We start from the raw sequence: 18,658 nt of genomic DNA on the forward strand, positions 1-18,658 counted from the left end.
ACGAGTAAGTATAGCTTTCCGCGTATCGTGTTTTATTAGCGCCACAAGACGCGTATTATGCATGTCACTTTAGTATCAGGAGAAGAAAAGATGCCATCTTTCGATATCGTTTCCGAAGTCGAATTGTCGGAAGTGCGAAATGCCGTGGAGAATGCGAGCCGCGAGATCTCAACCCGTTTCGATTTCCGTAACGTGAGTGCAACCATTGAGCTCAACGAAAAGAATGAGACCATCAAACTCAGCAGTGAATCTGATTTCCAGGTCAAACAGCTGGTGGATATTTTGCGTGAAAAGCTGCTGAAGCGTGGTATTGAAGGCGCGGCGATTGACGTGCCAGAAGAGATCGTGCACAGCGGTAAAAGCTGGTCGGTGGAAGCCAAGCTGAAGAAAGGTATTGAAAGCGATATCGCGAAAAAGCTGGTGAAGCTGATCAAAGACAGCAAGCTGAAAGTGCAGACGCAGATTCAGGGTGAAGAACTGCGCGTCACCGGTAAGTCACGCGACGATCTGCAAGGTGCGATGGCGCTGGTGCGCGGTGGCAACCTCGGTCAGCCTTTCCAGTTCAAAAACTTCCGCGACTAATCGCGTTTGTCGCGCGCCGCACGACGATAGAGCGTGCTGCGCGCGACGCCCAATGCGGCCGCCGCTTTACTGATATTGCCATTGAAGCGCTGCAGCGTTTCGCTAATCAAGCGCTCATCATGACTCTGCCGATCGAAGGGTGGCTGCGACGCTGCGCGACGATATTCTGCCGGTAAATGCACCTCAGTCACTTCCTCGCCGTCATCCGCCAGCGCCAGCAGCACGCGTAGCAAGCTGCGCAATTGCCGCACGTTGCCCGGCCATGGCAGCTGCGCCAGAGCCGTCAGCAGTGCCGGCGAAATCTGAATATCGCGATCCGCGCCGCCCAGTTCCAGCCATAAACGGCGGATAAAACCTTCCACATCGGGCCAATCGCGCAGCGGTGGAATGGTCATGGAAAATTCCTGCAGCCGATAGAGTAAATCTTCACGGAATTCACCTTCAGCTACACGCTGTGCCAAATCACGGTGGGTAGCGCAAATCACCGCAAAATTCACCGGCCAGCTGCGGCTGGATCCGAGCGGCGCGACTTCTTTCTCCTGCAGCACACGCAGTAAGCGAGTTTGCAGCGTCAGCGGCATATCGCCGATTTCATCAAGAAACAGCACGCCGCCATCCGCTTCACGGATTTTGCCGATGTAGCCATTTTTGCTCGCGCCGGTAAATGCGCCAGGTTGATAACCAAACAGCTCGGATTCAATCAGCGCTTCGGGGATCGCTGCGCAGTTAATGGCAATAAACTTGCCTGTACGCCAGCGGCTTTGCTGATGCAGTGCGCGGCTGACATACTCTTTTCCACTGCCGGTTTCTCCATGAATGCATAACGAAACGCCCGCATTGAGCAGGCGCACCATTTTTTCGCCATCGCGACTCAGCGGGAAGGGCAGATCGCGGGCGGGCTCGCCCGGCGTGGCGAAATGGCTACGCTGTGGTGCCCGCAGGCGGAAATAGTAGCGCTGCGTGGCGTAATCAAGCGGAACGGGAAGGGTGTTGGCTTGTTGCGGCTGCTGCGGGAACAGCTGTTGGAAAGTTACGCTGCCAAGTTGCTCGACCTTGAGCGCCAGTTCGCGGATCGCCAGACGATTGGCGGCGGTCAGGACGTTATCTGAGAACACCAGCAGCAGTTCATCGCTGGTATCAATGCCCTGCGGCTGAAAATGCAGGCTCATCAACCACTGCTGCGGATGCAGGCTCTGCTTCACCCACAGATATTCGATCTGTTTTGCTGCCGCTTTGACCCAGTTAAAGGTTTGCGGGTGGGGGAAGTGGGCTGGGCCAGAAATATCCAGTACGCCCGCAATTTGACCCGTCGGCATTTGCAGCGGCATCGCTGCACAATACAAGCCTTGATTGAGCGTCAGGAAGTGCTGATGACCGTCAATCTCACAGCCGTCATCAATCGCCAGCGCGGTGCCAATCGCATTGGTGCCACGGCCACATTCACTCCACAAATTACCCGGCGCCAATGCATAACGCTGGGCTTTTTTCATTGAGGGCATATCGCCAAACGTATTGAGCACCAAACCGGTGGCATCCGACAAAATCAGCACTGATTGTTTCTCGGCTAACTTTTGCGCCAGTTGCTTAATGACGGGCTGCGCGAACTGTTGCAGGCCGGCATTGCTGGCGAGTAAGTCGGCAAGCTCACCTTGTCGAACTCGCGGGAAGTCATCGGCGGTGCGGTCGAGACCATACTGCTGGCTACGGAACCAGGAGTCGCTTAACAGCGGATTGGTGTTAACGGCAGACGCGGATAGATTTCCCTGCATTGATGACCTCATGCCCAAGCGAAAGTGTTGCGGCATTGTAGCGAGTCAGTTTCTTTACTGTTGCGATACGCAACACAGATGGTGAAGTTTTCTGCACAACATCTGCAAGCCATGCTGCGATCAGATGAATAACATGATGATGTAGATAACAATTTCTCCAATAATCGTCTGATGAAAAAAGCTGGCACGCACGCTGCAATAGCTCCTTTGACAGCGAGTGATCTGGAGGGAGATTTTCCTTTCAGATTATCTGACCCTACATAAAGGAGTTTGCGATGCGTTATGCACATCCCGGCACGCCCGGCGCGTTGGTTTCATTTCAGGCGACTTACGGCAACTATATTGCGGGCAAATTCGTCGAGCCGCTCAGCGGCCACTACTTTACTAACACTTCGCCAGTGAATGGCAGCGATATCGCGCAGTTCCCTCGTTCGGATGCGCGCGATATCGATTTAGCGCTGGATGCGGCGCATCAGGCTGCCGACGCCTGGGGGAAAACCAGCGTGCAGCATCGCGCTAACATTCTGTTGCAGGTGGCGGAACGCATCGAAGCCAATCTCGAACAACTGGCGGTGGCGGAGAGCTGGGATAACGGCAAACCGATCCGCGAAACCCTGAATGCCGATTTGCCGCTGGCGGTGGATCACTTCCGCTATTTCGCCGGTTGTCTGCGTGCGCAAGAGGGCAGCACCGCCGAGATCGATGAAACGACCGTGGCGTACCACTTCCATGAACCGCTGGGTGTAGTGGGGCAAATTATTCCGTGGAACTTCCCACTGTTAATGGCGGCGTGGAAACTGGCGCCAGCGTTAGCGGCGGGGAACTGTGTGGTGCTGAAACCGGCGGAACAAACGCCGCTGGGCATTACGCTGCTGATGGAAGTGATTGGCGATCTGTTCCCGGCTGGCGTGTTGAATGTGGTTCAGGGCTTTGGTCGTGAAGCGGGTGAAGCGCTGGCGACCAGCAAACGCATCGCCAAAATCGCCTTTACCGGTTCAACGCCCGTGGGCCGACACATTATGGCCTGCGCCGCCGAAAACATCATTCCCTGCACCGTTGAGCTGGGCGGCAAGTCGCCGAACATCTACTTCGCCGATGTGATGGATGGTGAGGATGAGTTTATTGAGAAAGCGGTGGAAGGGTTGGTGCTCGGCTTCTTCAATCAGGGCGAAGTCTGTACCTGTCCATCGCGCGCATTGATTCATGAATCGATTTATCAACCTTTTATGGATCGCGTTATGGCGAAGGTGGCGAACATCCGCCGCGGCGATCCGCTGGATACTGACACCATGATCGGCGCGCAGGCTTCGCGCCAGCAATTCGACAAAATATTGTCGTATATCAACATCGCACGCGACGAAGGCGGGCAGATTCTGACCGGAGGCGATCGCGCAAGCGTTGCCGCTGAGTTGAATGACGGATTCTATATTCAGCCGACGTTAATCAAAGGAACTAACCAGATGCGCTGTTTCCAGGAGGAGATTTTTGGGCCGGTGATTGGCGTCACCACGTTTAAGGATGAGGCAGAAGCACTCGCCATCGCCAACGAAACCCAGTTCGGTCTCGGGGCTGGCGTGTGGACGCGCGATACCAATCTGGCGTATCGCATGGGACGCGGCATCAAAGCCGGTCGCGTCTGGACCAACTGCTATCACATCTATCCCGCTCACGCAGCATTCGGCGGCTACAAGCAATCGGGTGTGGGTCGTGAGACGCACAAAATGGCATTGAGCGCCTATCAACAAACCAAAAATCTGCTGGTTAGCTACGGTACCGCGCCTTTGGGCCTGTTCTGAGACCGCATCCGATCAAATGGAGAGTGAAAGATGAATATGCAAATCAAAACCACCATGAAAGCCGCTGTCGTGAAAGCTTTTGGCGAGCCGCTGGTGATTGAGCAGGTGCCGGTACCGCAGGTCGGGCCGGGACAGGTTTTGGTGAAGATTGCAGCAACCGGTGTGTGCCACACCGATTTGCACGCGGCTGAAGGTGACTGGCCAGTCAAACCCAATCCTCCGTTTATTCCCGGCCACGAAGGCGTAGGTCAGGTTGTGGCGTTGGGTGAAGGCGTCAAGCATCTGAAAATGGGCGATCGCGTCGGCGTGCCATGGCTTTATTCCGCCTGCGGCCACTGCGAACACTGTCTGGATAGTTGGGAAACACTGTGTCTGGCGCAGCAAAATGCCGGTTACTCGGTGAATGGCAGCTTCGCGGAATATTGCCTCGCCGATGCCAACTATGTCGGCATCATTCCGGATAACGTCGATTACAACGAAATCGCGCCAATCCTTTGTGCGGGCGTCACCGTGTACAAAGGATTAAAAATGACCGATACCAAACCCGGCGATTGGGTGGTGATTTCTGGCATCGGCGGTTTAGGGCATATGGCGGTGCAGTATGCGGTCGCCATGGGCCTGAACGTCGCAGCAGTGGATATCGATGATGAGAAGCTGGCGTTCGCGAAACGTCTGGGTGCCAGCGTGGTGGCGAATGCGAAAAATGTCGATCCGGCGAAAGTGTTTCAGGAGAGCTTCGGCGGAGCACATGGCGTGCTGGTCACGGCTGTTTCACCGAAAGCATTTGAACAGGCGATTGGTACGCTGCGTCGTGGCGGCACCATGGTGCTGAACGGTTTGCCGCCGGGCAAATTCGATCTGTCGATCTTCAATATGGTGCTGGATGGCATTACGGTGCGTGGTTCTATTGTCGGTACGCGCAAAGACCTGCAGGAAGCGCTGGATTTCGCCGGTCGTCACAAGGTGAAAGCCACCGTGGCGGTGGAGCCGCTCGCTAACATCAACGATATTTTTGCGCGTATGCACGCCGGTAAAATTGAAGGGCGCATCGTGGTGGATATGTCGCTGTAACAACAAGCCCGACGCAACGGTCGGGCTGATGCTTTAGCAGCTGGCGAGCAGCGCTTCGAGTTCGACGCGGCTCGTCACTTTACTGTCTATTTTGATGTAAGCGCTTTTCTCTTCCGGCACGATGAACACTGACGCCACGCCCGGCTGTGCTTTCAAACGCTTTTCAAGGTTCGGTACCGCCAAAACGGCATCGCTGAGCATGATGCGCAGGCTGCTCACGTAAGGCGGTTCCTGCATCGACATCGCCACAAACAGCCATGCTGCCGCGACAATCGCACCGACCAGAAATACAGTTTGTGCATCGACGTGACCAAAGATCCAACCCCCCATACTGCCGCCAATCGCTACGCCAATGAACTGGCTGGTGGAGTAGATGCCCATCGCGGTGCCTTTGTAGCCCGGCGGCGACTCTTTGCTGATCAGCGACGGCAGAATGGCTTCCATCAGGTTGAAGGCGAGGAAGAACAGCTGCACACCAATCACCAGCGTCCAGAAGTGGCCCGCTGCGCCCCATAAAACGATTTCTGCGATGATGATGATGGCCACACAGGCAACGAACACGCGCTTCATGCGGCGCTTCACTTCGGCGTAGATGATGAAAGGCACCACGGCAACAAAGGCCACCAGCATCGTCACCAGATAGACTTTCCAGTGTTCGGCTGCCGGTAAACCCGCTTGTTCAAACTGTCCCGGCAGCGCGACGAAGCTCGACATCAGCAGAATGTGTAGGCAAAGAATGCCGATATTCAGTTTTAACAGTTTTGGATTGGCCAGCACCGCGCGAATGCTGCCTTTCACCATGCCCGATTCACGATTCAATACATGGTTCGGCGCGTTCGGCACCACTAATAACGTAATCACAATACCGAGCGTGGCGAGGATAGCGATCATCCAGAATAGCGCGTGCAAGCCCAAGGCATGAGTCACTATCGGGCCAACTACCATCGCAATGGCAAAGGTGACGCCAAAACTGATGCCGATAAACGCCATCGCTTTGGTGCGGTTCTGTTCACGGGTTAAATCTGACAGCAGCGCCATTACGGCAGCAGCAATCGCGCCTGAGCCTTGTAAGGCGCGGCCTAAAATAATGCCCCAAATGGAATCTGAAGTGGCCGCGATGATACTGCCGAAAACAAACAGCAGCAGTCCGCCGACGATCAGCGGCTTACGGCCAACGCGATCGGAAAGGAGACCGAAGGGGATCTGGAAGAGGGCTTGTGCCAAACCATAGATACCGATGGCGAGACCAATCAATGTTTCACTGGCGCCCTGTAACGCCATGCCGTACGTGGTCAGTACCGGCAAGACCATAAACATCCCCAGCATGCGCAGGGAAAAAACCGTACCTAAACCCCATGTAGCGCGAAGCTCTACTGGCGTCATTTTATTGTCGTTCATGTTTACCTCAAAATTATGCTGCGCCCATTTTAGGCAGCAGGGCAGGGCGGGTAAAACATTTGTTCTTAAGCAGTGGTAACAAAAAGAAAGGGCGCGAAAATCGCGCCCTTTCTGGTTTTGCGGAGCTGAATTACCAGACGTAAGTCAGCAGGTCTTTCGATGCTGGCGTCATGAAATCAACCGACATCATCACGCTCAGGGCGGTTATCGCAACAATCGAGAACACAAACAGTTTACGCGCCCAAACTTTATCGTTTGAAGTTTTGTAACCTGAGAGTGCCATGCCGAGCCACCACACGCTAACGGCCGCAGCCACCACCAGATATTTGTAGCCCGCGTAACCGCCAAGGGTCAGCATCAGCGTGGCAATCATGAACGCCAGGATATACAGCGTAATATGATTTTTTGCCACCGAGATGCCTTTCACCACCGGCAGAACCGGAATGTTGGCCGCCTGATAATCTTTAAAGCGGAAGATGGCAATCGCGTAGGAGTGCGGCATCTGCCACAGGCTAAAGATAGCCAGTAAAATCAACGCGCCAGCATCAAACTGGTTGGTCACTGCACAGTAGCCAATTACCGGCGGCGCAGCGCCAGAAAGGCTACCAATCAGTGTGCCGTAGACAGAGTTACGCTTCATATAGAGGCTGTAAACGCCTACGTAGACCACGAAGCCCATCACCGCCAGCCACATGGCCAGCGGATTAGCGCCGAAATACAGCAACGCAAAGCCAGCAATACCCAATGCGGTTGCATAAACCAGGCTTACTTTCGCCGAGATCAGGCCTTTGACCAGAACACGGTTCCGCGTTCTCTCCATTTTGATGTCGATATCGCGGTCAATCACGTTGTTGAAAACACAACCTGATGCGACAACCAGCGATACGCCAACCAGCGAGGCGAGAAACAGGGTGTAATCAATGCTGCCTTTCGAAGCCAGCAGGAATCCACCGATCACAGAAATTAAATTGCCGAAAATAATTCCTGGTTTTGTTACTTGCAGGTATTGCTTAATCATTACGCGACTCTTTAGTGGGCCATCATGTTGTAGTTGAGGTTCCACATAATCCACAGTGAGCCCACTACAACAATCAAGATGATGAGTGCTGAGAAGACAATGGCCACCATGTTCCAGCCACCTTCTGATTTGCTGTCCAGGTGCAGGAAGTAGACCAGGTGAACCAGCACCTGAACTACCGCACACACCAGAACCACACCCAGAATAGTGCCGTGTGAAGCGCCGCCATCCATTACCATCCAGAACGGAATACCGGTCAGGATGATAGAGAGGACGAAGCCGATCATGTAAGACTTCACGCTACCGTGCGAAGCGCCATGTTCGTTAACAGAATGACTCATTACATGGCTCCCATCAGGTAGACAACGGTGAATACGCAGATCCATACCACATCCAGGAAGTGCCAGAACAAGCTGAGGCACATGATACGGGTGCGGTTGGTTGCAGTCAGACCACGTTTAGAAATCTGGAACATCATGACTGCCATCCAGATCAGGCCAGAGGTCACGTGCAGACCGTGCGTGCCGACCAGCGTAAAGAACGCTGACAGGAAGCCGCTGCGGTCAGGACCAAAGCCTTCCTTGATCAGGTGATGGAATTCATAGATTTCCATCCCGATGAAGCCCGCACCGAACAGGAAGGTCAAGGCTAACCAGCTGATGACCGAGCCCTTGTTCTGGTTGTTCATCGCGATCACTGCCATACCATAGGTAATGGAGCTGAGCAGCAGCAGCGCGGTTTCGACCAGGACGAACGGCAGTTCGAAGATGTCTTTACCTGCCGGGCCACCGGCAGTGTTATTGACCATAACTGCATAGGTCGCAAACAGGGTTGCGAAGATAATGCAGTCACTCATCAGGTAGATCCAGAAGCCAAAGACTTTATTGGCTCCTGCATCGTGATGCCCATGCTCCGCATGGGCGTCGTGGTGGTGTTTTGCAGTTTCAGTTGACATTATTTCAGACCTGCTTTGCTGATTTCGTCAAAGTGCTTCTTCTCGATCTGCTCGACTTCGGCAACCGGTACGTAGTAATCCACGTCTTCGTCGAAGCTCTTCACAATCCAGGTCACGATAGTACCCACGAATGTGAGGCCAGCCAGCCACCAGATATGCCAGATCATAGCGAAACCGAACACAGTCATCAGGGCCGCGATAACAACAGCTGCGCCGCTGTTTTTCGGCATATGAATTTCTTCATATTTTTCTGGCTGCTTGTACGCTTCGCCTTTCTCTTTCATTTCCCAGAACGCATCGCGCTCGTGGATCTGAGGGATAACAGCAAAGTTGTAGAACGGCGGCGGTGAAGAGGTTGCCCACTCCAGCGTACGTCCACCCCACGGGTCACCGGTCAGATCGCGGTTCTGGTCGCGGTCACGCACAGAAACGTAGAACTGGGTCAGCTGGCACAGAATACCGCACGCGATCAGCGCCGCACCGCCTGCTGCAACCACCAGCAGAGAGTGGAACTGTGGATCGATATCCTGACTGATACGACGCGTCATACCCATGAAGCCCAGCGCATACAGCGGCATGAATGCCACGAAGAAGCCGATGATCCAGAACCAGAACGCGCGAATACCCCATTTTTCATTCAGCGTGAAGCCAAATGCTTTCGGGAACCAGTAGGTCACGCCAGCCATACAACCGAACACCACACCACCGATAATCACGTTATGGAAGTGCGCGATCAGGAACAGGCTGTTGTGCAGAATGAAGTCTGCACCCGGAACCGCCAGCAGAACACCTGTCATACCACCAATAGAGAAGGTAACCAGGAAGCCGATGGTCCACAGCATCGCTGAGTGGAACTCAACGCGACCCTGATACATGGTGAACAGCCAGTTGAAGATTTTCACGCCGGTCGGGATAGCGATGATCATCGTCATAATACCGAAGAAGGCGTTTACGTTAGCGCCTGCACCCATGGTGAAGAAGTGGTGCAGCCAAACGATGAACGACAGTACGGTAATCGCGATGGTCGCCCACACCAGAGAGGTGTAACCGAACAGACGCTTTTTAGAGAAGGTCGCAGTGACTTCAGCGAAGACACCAAATACCGGCAGAACAAGGATGTACACTTCTGGGTGACCCCAGACCCAAATCAGGTTGACGTACATCATCATGTTACCGCCCATTTCATTGGTGAAGAAATGGAAGCCAAGGTAACGGTCAAGTGTCAACAGTGCCAGCGTAACGGTCAGTACCGGGAACGCAGCGATGATCAGGACGTTAGTACACAGTGATGCCCAGGTAAACACCGGCATTTTGAACAGGTCCATGCCCGGCGCACGCATCTTCAGAATGGTAACGAAGAAGTTGATACCGGTCAGCGTGGTACCGATACCGGACAGCTGGAGACTCCAGATCCAGTAATCGACCCCGACGCCAGGACTGTACTCCGCACCCGAAAGCGGCGGATAAGCCAACCAGCCGGTCTGTGCAAACTCGCCCACACCCAGAGAGATGTTCACCAGGATCACACCGATCGCGGTAAACCAGAAGCTCAGGTTGTTCAGGAACGGGAAGGCAACGTCACGTGCACCGATTTGCAGCGGTACTGCGATGTTCATCAGACCTACCACAAATGGCATCGCCACGAAGAAGATCATGATCACGCCGTGAGCCGTGAAGATCTGGTCGTAGTGGTGTGGCGGGAGTATGCCGGCTTCCCCAGCGGAAGCCATCACTTGTTGGGTACGCATCATTACCGCATCGGCAAAGCCGCGCAGCAACATGACGAAAGCCATGATGATGTACATGATACCCAGTTTTTTGTGGTCAATGGAGGTGAACCATTCTGACCACAGGTACTGCCACTTACCAAAATAGGTAATCGCAGCAACCAGTGCCAGACCACCTAAGATGATAGCGGCGACCGTAACCACGATAATGGGTTCGTGGTATGGCACTGCATCCAGTGTTAATTTTCCGAACATCGTATTATTCCTCGGCTCCCGCGGAAGCGGCGTGACTCATGTCCATGCCTTCATGTCCTGGCATGTCCATCTTCCCGTGGCTCATCTTGAACTTATCAATAACTTGCTTGAACAGTTCAGGATTCGTCGTAGAGAAATATTCCACCGGGTGATTTTCGCTTGGCGTAGCCAGTTTCTCGAAATCATCCATGGTGTTCAGCGCGTTAGGTGCCGCTTTAACTTTGGCAACCCACTGCTGGAATTCCGCATCGTCTTTCGTTGCAATGGCTTTGAACTTCATACCAGAGAAACCACGACCACTGAAGTTGGCAGAGATACCGTCAAATGTTCCTGGCTCGTTGGCGATCAGATGCAGTTTGGTCTGCATACCGGCCATCGCATAGATCTGGCTGCCGAGAGTAGGAATAAAGAAGGAGTTCATCACGGAGTTGGAAGTGATCTTGAAGTTCACCGGAGTATTTGCCGGGAAGGCAATCTGGTTAACGGTGGCAATACCCTGTTCCGGGTAAATGAACAGCCATTTCCAGTCCAGCGCGACTACATCGATCTCAACCGGTTTAACGTCAGAAACCAGCGGTTTGCTCGGCTCCAGCGCGTGGGTTGATTTCCAGGTCAAAACGCCGAGGAAGATAATGATCAGGATCGGAATGGTCCAGACCACGGCTTCCACTTTGTTCGAGTGTGACCAGTTAGGGCTATAAGTTGCGTTAGTATTGGTTGCCCGATATTTCCAGGCAAAGAATACTGCCATGAAGACTGCCGGGATAACTACGATCATCATCAAGCCGAAAGCTGTCAGAATCAACGAACGTTGCTCCAGTGCAATCTGTCCTTTGGGATTTAACAACGCACTATCACAGCCGCTGAGTAATACAGCGCCTGCAATTAATGACAAAATCCCCAAACTTTTATTGTATTTACTGAGTCTCATTTAACGACCTCAATGACAAAGGGCTCTATTGTCGTTTAAGTGTGCGCGCATTTTACGGGAAGGTTTATGCAGTGTAAACCAGCTTAAGGATGTGTCAGAAGGCTGTTGACACCTTTTGCTAAGGGTGTCACAGATGTTACGCAGGGTGACAAATTATTAACTGCGACAAGCAGTTGGCGTTAATATAACAAAAAACAATGGTAGAAACCGCAGAAAAATCAGGGAAAGTATAACCCGTACTCTTAATACTCATTTATTTAACATTTCTGCATCATTTCAGCGATGACTTTTATACAAAGTAATTGCGCACCGGATTTAAATATTCGCCATTAATTGTTAATTTAATGTTTCTAATTCGCTTTAAAAAAAATGCTATTGGTAAAATCAGTTACCGACATTGTTTAGCCAATTATTTCATCACCAAAATTGGATGACTTAACCCAGATTTTCTTGCGCCGCTTTTTTCAATGCCAAACTATCTAATATCACACCCAACGCGACGGCGATCAGCGCGAATGCCATACCGGCTTCAAAGATTGGCGTGAGCAGCGCATCGATCTGCAAAATTCCGCTGACATTGAGCGCCAACGCCAGCAGCCACAACGCCAGTAAGCCGCAGCCCATGCTGAACAGACGTACCGTCCAGCGATAGCCTTGTGGCCATAAGCTGCGTATCACAAACTCCCCGCTTTGCTGAATGCTGTGCAAGGTGCCACGACACAGCCACAACAACAGCAATCCCGGCACGCCGGCAAATACCGTGAAGGCATAGAAGGTCGGCCAGCCCCACATTTCAACCAGCCAACCGGCGGCGGGACCGACGTAAACGCGTCCCACGGCAGAAAGGGCCGACAGCAGCGCAAATTGGGTTGCCGAGAAGGATTTGTTGCACAGCGTCATCAACAGCGCGACAAATGCCGCGGTGCCCATGCCCCCACACAGGTTTTCAATAAATACCGCGCTCGCCATGCTCCACAAATGCGGCGGCGTCACCGCCAACAACCAGTAAGCAAAGTTCGACACCGCTTGCAGTACGCCGAAAATCATCAAGGCGCGGAACAAACTCAGCCGCTGCATGAGCACGCCGCCATACAGTGCACCAATAATGGTGGCAAGCAGGCCAAGCGTTTTGTTCACCAGTCCGACGTCACCGGCGCTAAAACCGACGCCGCGAATCAGGAAGGTTGTCGTGAGCGAGGCAGCAAAGGCGTCGCCGAGCTTATAAAGGATAATCAACGTGATTAGCAGCCAGGCATTGTTGCGCTGGAAGAAATCTTTGAGTGGGAACGTCACGGCTTGTCGGAGCGAGTGTGGTTCGCGCGCTGGCGTAACCGGTTCTTTTGCGAGCAGCGTCGCAATCAGGCCCGGCACCATCAGCATCGCCATCAGCCAGTAAGTGGCTTGCCAGCCGAGATAGCGATCGGCTAACCACAGAGCCAATCCGCCTGAAATCAACATCGCCAGACGATAACCCAGCACGGTAATGGCCGCACCGCTGCCGCGTTCTTCCGGGGGCAGCACGTCCGTTTTCCAGGCATCAAACACGATATCCTGCGAAGCCGAACAGAAGGCAACCAGCACGGCTAGCGCGGCTAGCAGGGTTAAGTCGTGCGAAGGTTGCATAAAGCCCATGGCGATAATGCCGCCAATCAGCGTTAACTGTGTGACCAGCAGCCAGCCGCGACGCCGACCGAGAAACGGCGGCGTGTAGCGATCCATCATCGGCGACCACAAGAACTTAAACACGTATGCCTGGCCGACAAGGGAAAAGAAACCGATGGTTTTCAGATCAACATTCTCTACCGTCATCCACGCCTGTAATGTCCCGGCGGTTAACGCCAGCGGCAAGCCAGAGGCAAAGCCCAGCAGCAGCAATACCGCTGCATTACGTTGGGTAAAAATACGCAGATAGTGAGATGTCATAGCCAACCTGAAATGAAGCCCGGCGAAGTTTAGCCGGGCAAATTACTGCGGAAATTAGCGGGCGTTCTGCTTGATGAAGTTGTGAACGCTGGTGTCTTGCGCCATATCAGCAATCACGTCACTCAGGGTTGAGTTAACCGCGTTAGTGATCTTAGCGTTAGTGGCAGTGAACGCGCCTTCTACGCTGTAAGTCTGACGATAATTTTTCACCTGCTTGTTGCCGTTTTTCGCGGTTGCAATGATGGAAATATCGGCCTTAGTGGTAATGCTGTAGCGCACGTTGCCTTGTGTCACATCAGCATACAGACCATTAACGACAATCTGCAGATCAACGGCACCGCTTGGGCCAATCATATAGCCGCGTGACGTCATCTGCTTCTCTAACACTTCCTGCAGCAGGAAGCGCAGATCGCGTGATGGTGTCAGCGTGATTAACTGCCCATCGCGGTTCACTTTCGCCAGCGCCTGATCGGAACGTTGATCGGCACCATTAACGCTGATGGTGACGCCCATCAGGCTTGGATCTTGCTGCGGTAACTGGATCTTCGGTTGAATATCCAATGTGGTGTTGTTGCTGGCACAGCCGGCCAAAATAAAAGCAGCCAGCAGAGGGAATAACAGTTTTTTCAACATACTCATTCTCGTTAGCATATAGGTTGGTTTGCAAAACTGCGGCCATCATAGCATTGCGACGCGGCGAAAAAAGCCCCGGGCCAATGGAAATTGATTGTAAAGGCTTTTTTCGCACAGGGTGAAGTGCTGTGTCATTGACCTATGAGATAAGCAGGTTAGTATGCGCAGCGCCGGGGGATTTATTTGCGGCTAATCTGCGGAAGCGGTGTAAAACCTACTAATATTTAAACAGATGGGCACAGCGCTCGCCGGAAAGGAGTGTTAATCATGATTCGCGAACAAATAGAAGAAAAGTTGCGTAACGCTTTCGAGCCTGCACTTCTTGAAGTGCATGATGAGAGCTATCGTCATAACGTGCCCGCCGGTTCTGAAAGTCACTTTAAAGTAGTGATTGTAAGCGATCGATTTACCGGTCAGCGCTTTCTGCAACGTCATCGCGCTATTTATGGCGAACTGGCAACTGAATTAGCGGGCAGCGTACATGCGCTGGCACTGCATACCTACACGCAAAAAGAGTGGGATGGATTGCAGGATACGGTTCTGGCTTCACCGAATTGTCGCGGAGCCGGCACCCTCGCCTGATTTTCTTTCTTCACCCTTCTCAAAAAACGGCCTGCGGGCCGTTTTCTTTTCATTTATTACACTCAAACGCGATCTACGGCGCAAAAAAGCAGCAAAACCGCTAAAAAGTGGTGAGTTTGCAGCCTCGACTCATTCCAGCGATGCCGCTATAATGCGGCGTCTATTTTTCCGGAATGTCTTCGGGACGCTTCTGGTGACAGGGATTAGGTTCTGCCTGCAGAGGCCGTCCCGGTTGTTGGATACGGCGCATTTATGTGTGGTGTCTGAAGTTGACCGAGCACGTGATTTTTTGAGGTAACAAGATGACAGTTTCAGTAGAAACCACTCAGGGTCTGGGCCGTCGCATTTCGATTACTGTTGCAGCTGACAGCATCGAAAGCGCAGTGAAGAAAGAACTGGTGGAAGTGGCTAAGAAAGTCCGTATCGACGGTTTCCGTAAAGGCAAAGTGCCGGCACACATCATTTCTCAGCGCTACGGTGCTTCTGTTCGCCAGGACGTGCTGGGCGAGCTGATGACGCGCAACTTCGTTGACGCCATCATCAAAGAGAAAATCAATCCGGCTGGCGCACCTAACTATGTGCCGGGCGAATATAAAGAAGGTGAAGACTTCACCTACGCGGTTGAGTTCGAAGTGTATCCAGAAGTTGAGCTGAAAGGCCTGGACGCCATCGAAGTCGAGAAGCCAGTCGTAGAAGTGACTGACGCTGACGTTGATACCATGCTGGAAACCCTGCAGAAGCAGCAGGCGACCTGGAAAGAGAGCGATGCCGCAGCGACAGCTGAAGATCGCGCGACCATCGATTTCAGCGGTTCTGTTGACGGCGAAGAGTTCGAAGGCGGCAAAGCCTCTGACTTCGTGCTGGCGATGGGCCAGGGTCGTATGATTCCAGGCTTCGAAGAAGGCGTTGTTGGCCATAAAGCCGGCGAAACCTTCACTATCGACGTGAAATTCCCAGACGATTACCACGCAGAAAACCTGAAAGGGAAAGACGCGAAGTTTGAAATCGTGCTGAAAAAAGTTGAAACCCGTGAGCTGCCAGAACTGACTGAAGAGTTCATCAAGCGCTTTGGCGTGGAAGATGGTTCAATCGCCGGTCTGCGTGCTGAAGTACGTAAGAACATGGATCGCGAGCTGAAAGGCGCGATCCGTAATCGCGTGAAGACTCAGGCAATCGACGGTCTGGTTAACGCCAACGACATCGACGTTCCGGTTGCGCTGATCGACAGCGAAATCGACGTTCTGCGTCGTCAGGCTGCACAGCGTTTTGGTGGCAACGAGAAGCAAGCGCTGGAACTGCCACGTGAACTGTTCGAAGAGCAGGCTAAACGTCGCGTTGTTGTGGGTCTGCTGTTGGGCGAAGTAATTCGTATCAACGAACTGCAGGCTGACGAAGATCGCGTTAAAACGCTGATCGAAGAGATGGCTTCTGCGTACGAAGATCCGCAGGAAGTGATCGAGTTCTACAGCAAGAACAGCGAGCTGATGAACAACATGCGTAACGTGGCTCTGGAAGAGCAAGCGGTTGAAGCGGTACTGGCGAAAGCCAAAGTGACCGATAAAGCCACTAACTTCCAGGAACTGATGAACCAGACCTCAGCGGCCTGATTTATTCGTTAACCGTTAGTGCTAAGCCCGTGACTGAAAAGTCGCGGGCTTTTTCGTTTCTGGCGCTAAGTACACAGATTTGTCCTCTATTTGCTTAATTAATCGGCAAATTATCGGCTAAGCTCTTTTTCCGTGTTAGCGAATGGGCAAAAGGTTGTTATGCTTGAAACAACTGGGCAGCATCCCCAGATACAGGGAGAATGCATGAAAACAGTGAGACTGACTGATTAACCGAGTGGTTATCTCGGTTTGAGACCGTGGCTCGTAGTGTTCCTGCCGCGGCTTACGTAAAATCGGTACAGAATGTTGCCAATGAAATTTATCAGGAGACGGTAATGTCATACAGTGGCGATCGTGAATTTACTGCACCGCACATGGCGCTGGTGCCAATGGTGGTCGAACAAACCTCGCGCGGCGAGCGTTCTTACGACATCTACTCTCGCCTGCTCAAAGAGCGTGTGATCTTCCTGACGGGTCAGGTTGAAGATCATATGGCTAACCTGATCGTGGCGCAGATGCTGTTTCTGGAAGCTGAGAATCCTGAAAAAGACATTTACCTTTACATTAACTCGCCAGGCGGCGTGATTACTGCAGGGATGTCGATTTACGACACAATGAAATTTATCAAGCCCGACGTGAGTACCATCTGTATGGGTCAGGCTTGTTCTATGGGTGCGTTCCTGCTGACTGCGGGCACCAAAGGCAAACGTTTCTGCCTGCCTAATTCACGTGTGATGATTCATCAGCCGTTGGGCGGATATCAGGGCCAGGCGACAGATATTGAAATCCATGCGCGCGAAATTCTGAAAGTGAAGCAGCGCATGAATGAGTTGATGGCTGAGCACACCGGCAAATCGCTGGAAGAGATCGAACGTGACACCGAGCGCGATCGTTTCCTCTCTGCGGGTGAAGCGGTAGAGTATGGTTTAGTCGACTCAATCCTGACGCATCGCCAATAAGACACATCTGTTTGCCCCTTACGCTATAGTTAACGGGGAGCAGGCAGATGGGTTGAATGCATATCGGCCGTTGATGTACGGCCAGCGCCGTACAACAAATTTGGTCTGAGAAAGAAAAGAGGTTAGCTGATGACAGATAAGCGCAAAGACGGTTCAGGTAAGTTGCTGTACTGCTCTTTCTGCGGCAAAAGCCAGCATGAAGTCCGTAAGCTAATTGCCGGGCCGTCAGTATACATTTGCGATGAGTGCGTTGATCTTTGCAACGACATCATTCGTGAAGAGATAAAGGAAGTTGCGCCGCATCGCGAGCGCAGTTCACTGCCGACGCCGCACGAAATCCGCCATCATCTTGACGATTATGTAATTGGTCAGGAAAGGGCGAAGAAAGTGTTGGCCGTAGCGGTATATAACCACTACAAACGCCTGCGCAATGGTGATACCAGCAACGGTATTGAACTGGGCAAAAGTAACATTTTGCTGATCGGTCCAACGGGTAGCGGTAAAACCTTGCTGGCAGAAACGCTGGCGCGTTTGCTGGATGTGCCATTTACCATGGCCGATGCCACCACGCTGACCGAAGCGGGTTACGTGGGTGAAGATGTTGAAAACATCATCCAGAAACTGCTGCAGAAATGTGATTACGACGTGCAGAAAGCACAGCGCGGCATTGTCTACATCGATGAAATCGACAAAATTTCGCGTAAGTCTGATAATCCGTCAATCACTCGTGATGTTTCGGGTGAAGGTGTACAGCAAGCGCTGCTTAAACTGATTGAAGGCACCGTGGCAGCTGTACCGCCGCAGGGCGGACGTAAACATCCACAGCAGGAATTCTTGCAGGTTGATACCTCTAAGATTCTGTTTATCTGCGGTGGTGCATTTGCCGGTCTCGATAAAGTGATTTCCCAGCGTGTTGAAACCGGATCCGGCATCGGCTTTGGCGCAACGGTGAAGGGCAAATCCCAGAAGGCGAGCGAAGGCGAATTGCTGTCGCAGGTTGAGCCAGAAGATCTGATTAAGTTCGGCTTGATTCCTGAGTTCATCGGTCGTCTGCCCGTCGTGGCAACGCTGAGCGAACTGAGTGAAGAAGCGCTGATTCAGATCCTGCGTGAGCCGAAGAACGCGCTGACCAAACAGTATCAGGCGTTGTTCAATCTTGAAGGCGTAGAACTGGAATTCCGTGACGAAGCTTTAACGGCGATCGCTAAAAAAGCGATGTCGCGTAAAACCGGTGCGCGTGGTCTGCGTTCTATCGTTGAAGGTGCGTTACTTGAAACCATGTACGACTTGCCTTCAATGGATGACGTTGAAAAAGTGGTGATTGATGAGTCAGTGATTGAAGGTCAATCTGAGCCAATGTTGATTTATGGAAAGCATGAAGCCCAGGCTTCTGGTGAATAAATAAACAATCGCACCATGTTGTTATCTTAAAAAAGGGGAAAAATCTTTCCC

16 protein-coding genes are annotated in these 18,658 nt (G+C 52.5%); 7 read left to right on the forward strand and 9 right to left on the reverse strand.

The window, feature by feature from the left end; all coding sequences use genetic code 11:
- The first annotated feature begins 90 nt into the window (after window positions 1-90).
- Entirely contained in the window at window positions 91-582 is a 492-nt protein-coding gene (locus AC6I8K_RS04600) for a YajQ family cyclic di-GMP-binding protein (RefSeq protein ID WP_064740444.1), read from the forward strand.
- On the opposite strand, the gene AC6I8K_RS04605 is transcribed toward AC6I8K_RS04600, so the two are convergent.
- Window positions 579-2,351 carry a sigma-54-dependent Fis family transcriptional regulator gene (locus AC6I8K_RS04605; protein ID WP_497826291.1) on the reverse strand — a complete coding sequence of 591 codons (1,773 nt, stop codon included), beginning with the start codon at window positions 2,349-2,351 and terminating at the stop codon, window positions 579-581. The two genes, AC6I8K_RS04600 and AC6I8K_RS04605, sit on opposite strands and share 4 nt — an antisense overlap.
- Window positions 2,352-2,626: 275 nt before the next feature.
- Here AC6I8K_RS04605 and exaC point away from each other — a divergent pair, with 275 nt between their 5' ends.
- Both exaC and adhP read left to right on the forward strand, forming a co-directional pair.
- Window positions 2,627-4,147, forward strand: coding sequence for an acetaldehyde dehydrogenase ExaC (gene exaC, locus AC6I8K_RS04610; RefSeq protein WP_497826292.1), 1,521 nt, complete (start codon window positions 2,627-2,629; stop codon window positions 4,145-4,147).
- Between the two features lie 36 nt (window positions 4,148-4,183).
- Complete coding sequence (adhP, locus tag AC6I8K_RS04615; protein ID WP_494517262.1) at window positions 4,184-5,218, forward strand: alcohol dehydrogenase AdhP; 1,035 nt, start codon at window positions 4,184-4,186, stop codon at window positions 5,216-5,218.
- 33 nt (window positions 5,219-5,251) lie between these two features.
- Here adhP and AC6I8K_RS04620 read toward each other — a convergent pair whose 3' ends face one another.
- The 8 genes from AC6I8K_RS04620 to AC6I8K_RS04655 form a co-directional block, all read right to left on the reverse strand.
- Window positions 5,252-6,616: an MFS transporter gene (locus AC6I8K_RS04620; RefSeq protein WP_064740448.1), complete on the reverse strand. Its 1,365-nt coding sequence runs from the start codon at window positions 6,614-6,616 to the stop codon at window positions 5,252-5,254.
- Window positions 6,617-6,746: 130 nt separating this feature from the next.
- Window positions 6,747-7,634, reverse strand: coding sequence for a heme o synthase (gene cyoE, locus AC6I8K_RS04625; protein WP_008103945.1), 888 nt, complete (start codon window positions 7,632-7,634; stop codon window positions 6,747-6,749).
- An 11-nt stretch (window positions 7,635-7,645) separates the two neighbouring features.
- Window positions 7,646-7,975, reverse strand: coding sequence for a cytochrome o ubiquinol oxidase subunit IV (locus AC6I8K_RS04630; protein ID WP_007886986.1), 330 nt, complete (start codon window positions 7,973-7,975; stop codon window positions 7,646-7,648).
- Window positions 7,975-8,589, reverse strand: coding sequence for a cytochrome o ubiquinol oxidase subunit III (locus AC6I8K_RS04635; protein WP_007886985.1), 615 nt, complete (start codon window positions 8,587-8,589; stop codon window positions 7,975-7,977). The genes AC6I8K_RS04630 and AC6I8K_RS04635 overlap by 1 nt, the downstream gene beginning before the upstream one ends.
- Window positions 8,589-10,571: a cytochrome o ubiquinol oxidase subunit I gene (gene cyoB, locus AC6I8K_RS04640; protein ID WP_064740450.1), complete on the reverse strand. Its 1,983-nt coding sequence runs from the start codon at window positions 10,569-10,571 to the stop codon at window positions 8,589-8,591. The genes AC6I8K_RS04635 and cyoB overlap by 1 nt, the downstream gene beginning before the upstream one ends.
- A gap of 4 nt (window positions 10,572-10,575) precedes the next feature.
- The gene (gene cyoA / locus AC6I8K_RS04645) at window positions 10,576-11,502 is read right to left on the reverse strand and encodes a cytochrome o ubiquinol oxidase subunit II (protein ID WP_064740451.1); all 927 of its coding nucleotides are present in this window, start codon (window positions 11,500-11,502) and stop codon (window positions 10,576-10,578) included.
- Between the two features lie 435 nt (window positions 11,503-11,937).
- Window positions 11,938-13,425 carry a muropeptide MFS transporter AmpG gene (gene ampG / locus AC6I8K_RS04650; RefSeq protein ID WP_483816917.1) on the reverse strand — a complete coding sequence of 496 codons (1,488 nt, stop codon included), beginning with the start codon at window positions 13,423-13,425 and terminating at the stop codon, window positions 11,938-11,940.
- 54 nt (window positions 13,426-13,479) lie between these two features.
- Window positions 13,480-14,058 carry a lipoprotein gene (locus tag AC6I8K_RS04655; protein WP_007886975.1) on the reverse strand — a complete coding sequence of 193 codons (579 nt, stop codon included), beginning with the start codon at window positions 14,056-14,058 and terminating at the stop codon, window positions 13,480-13,482.
- A 264-nt stretch (window positions 14,059-14,322) separates the two neighbouring features.
- Here AC6I8K_RS04655 and bolA point away from each other — a divergent pair, with 264 nt between their 5' ends.
- The 4 genes from bolA to clpX all read left to right on the forward strand — a co-directional run bounded on the left by bolA (window position 14,323) and on the right by clpX (window position 18,607).
- Complete coding sequence (gene bolA / locus AC6I8K_RS04660; protein WP_196762377.1) at window positions 14,323-14,640, forward strand: transcriptional regulator BolA; 318 nt, start codon at window positions 14,323-14,325, stop codon at window positions 14,638-14,640.
- Between the two features lie 302 nt (window positions 14,641-14,942).
- Window positions 14,943-16,247: a trigger factor gene (gene tig / locus AC6I8K_RS04665; protein WP_007886973.1), complete on the forward strand. Its 1,305-nt coding sequence runs from the start codon at window positions 14,943-14,945 to the stop codon at window positions 16,245-16,247.
- A 335-nt stretch (window positions 16,248-16,582) separates the two neighbouring features.
- Window positions 16,583-17,206, forward strand: a complete 624-nt coding sequence (gene clpP / locus AC6I8K_RS04670) for an ATP-dependent Clp endopeptidase proteolytic subunit ClpP (protein WP_007886971.1) — start codon at window positions 16,583-16,585, stop codon at window positions 17,204-17,206.
- 129 nt (window positions 17,207-17,335) lie between these two features.
- Window positions 17,336-18,607, forward strand: coding sequence for an ATP-dependent protease ATP-binding subunit ClpX (gene clpX / locus AC6I8K_RS04675; protein ID WP_008103932.1), 1,272 nt, complete (start codon window positions 17,336-17,338; stop codon window positions 18,605-18,607).
- The last annotated feature ends 51 nt before the right edge of the window (window positions 18,608-18,658 follow it).

The organism is Pantoea sp. X-Soil-ISGK-421, from assembly GCF_059730785.1.